Here is a 2,468-nt window from a genome sequence, read left to right as displayed (position 1 = left end):
GTGATCTCCTCCGCAACCGAAACCGCCGTGTTCGGGACGAGTCTCACTCGTACCAGTAGGCGGCCCGGATCCCCTCGTTCGAGCCGGTCCACCAGACCTCCATGCTCCCCGGGATGCGCGACACCGCCGCGAGACCGTCGCCGGAGGCGCTGTTGTCCGGGGCGAGCCGGTAGCGCGCCCAGGGATGGCCGTCGTACCAGTACGCGCCCTCGACGGACCCGCTGTCAGCGGCCCACCACACCTCCATGCTGCCGGGGACGCGGGAGACCGAGGCGAGGGCGGTGCCGCGGTAGGCGCTGCCGTCCGGGGCGAGCCGGTAGCGCGCCCAGGGGTGACCGTCGTACCAGTACGCACCCTCGACCGACCCGCTGCCGCCGGGCCACCACACCTCCATGCTGCCTTCGATACGGGACACGGCGGTGATGCCTCCGACGACGGACGCGCTGTTGTCCGGGGCGAGTTGATAGCGCGCCCAAGGGTGGCCGTCGTACCAGTACGCACCCTCGACCGACCCGTTCGGGCCGGTCCACCAGACTTCCATGCTGCCGGGAATCCGGGACACCGCCGTCATGCCCCCGTTGAAGGCGGCGCTGCCGTCCGGGGCGAGCTGGTAGCGGGCCCACGGATGGCCGTCGTACCAATACGCGCCCTCCACCGAATGGTTGGGGCCGATCCACCAGATCTCCATGCTGCCGGGGATCCGGGACACCGCCGTGAGGGCGGCGCCGATCCGGGCACTGCCGTTCGGAGCGAGCTGGTAGCGGGCCCACGGATGGCCGTCATACCAGTACGCGCCCTCGACCGACCCGTTCGGGCCGATCCACCACACTTCCATGCTGCCGGGAATCCGCGATACGGCCGTGACGGCGCCGGCTTCTCTCGCGCTGCCGTTCGGGGCGAGCTGGTAGCGGGTCCACGCACCGCCCTCGTACCAGTAGGCCCCCTCGACCGATGCCCCCGGGCCGATCCACCACACTTCCATGCTGCCCGGGATCCGGGACACCGCCGCGACGCCCGTGTCCGCGTCCGCGCTTCCCCCGGGTGCCACCTCGTACTGCTGCCATGAAGCACACATGTCCGCTCCTTCACCCCTCCGAGGTCGTGCACGCAAAGTAGCAACGTGGACACGCAGAGGCATCGGCGTGAGGTCGGCAGTCAGAGCACGATGTACCACCTCGGTCGCGAGCGGGACACCGGCCCACCTCCCTGACACCCCCTCACCCGGGCCATCCCCTATGCTTCTACGCTCTTGTAGAAATTATTGCAGAACGTCAGTACACGCATGTGAAGGAGTGGACGCCACCATGGTGTTCAAACGACTGCTCGGCGCGCTCGGCGTCGGCGGCCCCACCGTCGACACGGTCCTCGACCCGGCTCCCGTCCGGCCCGGCGGCACGCTCACCGGCCAGGTCCAACTCGTGGGCGGCAAAGCCGACTTCGACATCGAGCACATCTCCCTGGAGCTGGTGGCCCGGGTCGAGGCGGAGCACGAGGGCGGCGAGAGCGAGGGCGTCGTCGCCTTCGACCGCATCACCGTGGGCGGCGGGTTCCGGCTCGCCGAGGGCGAGCAGCGCGATGTGCCGTTCAGCCTGACCCTGCCGTGGGAGACTCCGGCGACCCAGTTGCACGGGCAGAGCCTGGGCGTCGTCCTCGGCGTGCGCACCGAGCTGTCGGTGGCGGGTGCGAAGGACAAGGGCGATCTGGACCAGCTGATCGTCGCTCCGCTTCCGGTGCAGGAGGCCGTGCTCGAAGCACTGGGCGGGCTCGGGTTCGGTTTCAAGTCGGCCGACCTCGAGTACGGGCGCATCGGCGGCACCGGCCAGCGACTGCCGTTCTACCAGGAGATCGAGCTCGTCCCGTCACCCCGGTACGCGCAGCAGGTCAACGAGATCGAGCTGACGTTCCTGGCGAACCCGGGCGGCATGGAGGTCGTACTGGAGGCGGACAAGCGCGGCGGCTTCCTGTCGTCAGGCCACGACGCGCTCACCCGCTTCAACGTCTCCCACGAGGGTGTCGAGCACCAGGACTGGCCCGCGATCGTCGACGGCTGGATCCAGCAACTCGTCGAGCACCGGGCGTCGTACGGCTCCCCCGTGGGCTTCGGCTCCCCCGCCGCGTTCGGCCCGGGCAGCCACGGGCAACACCATGACGGCCACCGCTCGGGCCCCGGCATGGGAACGGCCGTCGCCGCAGGCGCGGCCGGGCTCGCCGCCGGCATGGTCGCCGGCGAAGTCGTCGACGAGGTCGGGGACTTCTTCGAGGGCGACGAGGAAGAGGAGGGCTGAGGCCGGGCTGGCGTCGAGCTGGAGCTGCCGACTGACGCCGGGCTAGCGTCGGGCTGCGGCTGCCAGCTGACGCCGGGCTGAGGCGGGGCGGCCCGATACCCGCGCAGGACGCGGGGCTTGGGCTGCTGCGTCCCGGCCGGGGGTCCGGCGGGGAGGCCCCGGGCCGACGCCGGCCCGGGGCAC

The 2,468-nt window shown here is 71.1% G+C and carries 2 protein-coding genes; one reads left to right on the top strand and one right to left on the bottom strand.

What is annotated here, in order from left to right; all coding sequences use genetic code 11:
- Positions 1 to 43: 43 nt before the first annotated feature.
- Positions 44 to 1,075, bottom strand: coding sequence for a hypothetical protein (locus ACFTZL_RS43975; RefSeq protein WP_382595986.1), 1,032 nt, complete (start codon positions 1,073 to 1,075; stop codon positions 44 to 46).
- A gap of 229 nt (positions 1,076 to 1,304) precedes the next feature.
- Here ACFTZL_RS43975 and ACFTZL_RS43970 point away from each other — a divergent pair, with 229 nt between their 5' ends.
- Entirely contained in the window at positions 1,305 to 2,285 is a 981-nt protein-coding gene (locus tag ACFTZL_RS43970; protein ID WP_382595984.1) for a sporulation protein, read from the top strand.
- Positions 2,286 to 2,468: the final 183 nt, after the last annotated feature.

The organism is Streptomyces sp. NPDC056948 (assembly GCF_042674225.1).
Taxonomy (GTDB): Bacteria; Actinomycetota; Actinomycetes; order Streptomycetales; family Streptomycetaceae; genus Streptomyces; species Streptomyces purpurascens.
Note: the sequence above shows the minus strand (reverse complement) of the source record. Positions and strands in the feature narration are given on the sequence as shown.

Bases quoted from the DNA above. Each gene is read 5' to 3' on its own strand.
- ACFTZL_RS43970 (WP_382595984.1), top strand. From the start codon at position 1,305: ATGGTGTTCAAACGACTGCTCGGCGCGCTCGGCGTCGGCGGCCCCACC.
- ACFTZL_RS43975 (WP_382595986.1), bottom strand. From the start codon at position 1,075: ATGTGTGCTTCATGGCAGCAGTACGAGGTGGCACCCGGGGGAAGCGCG.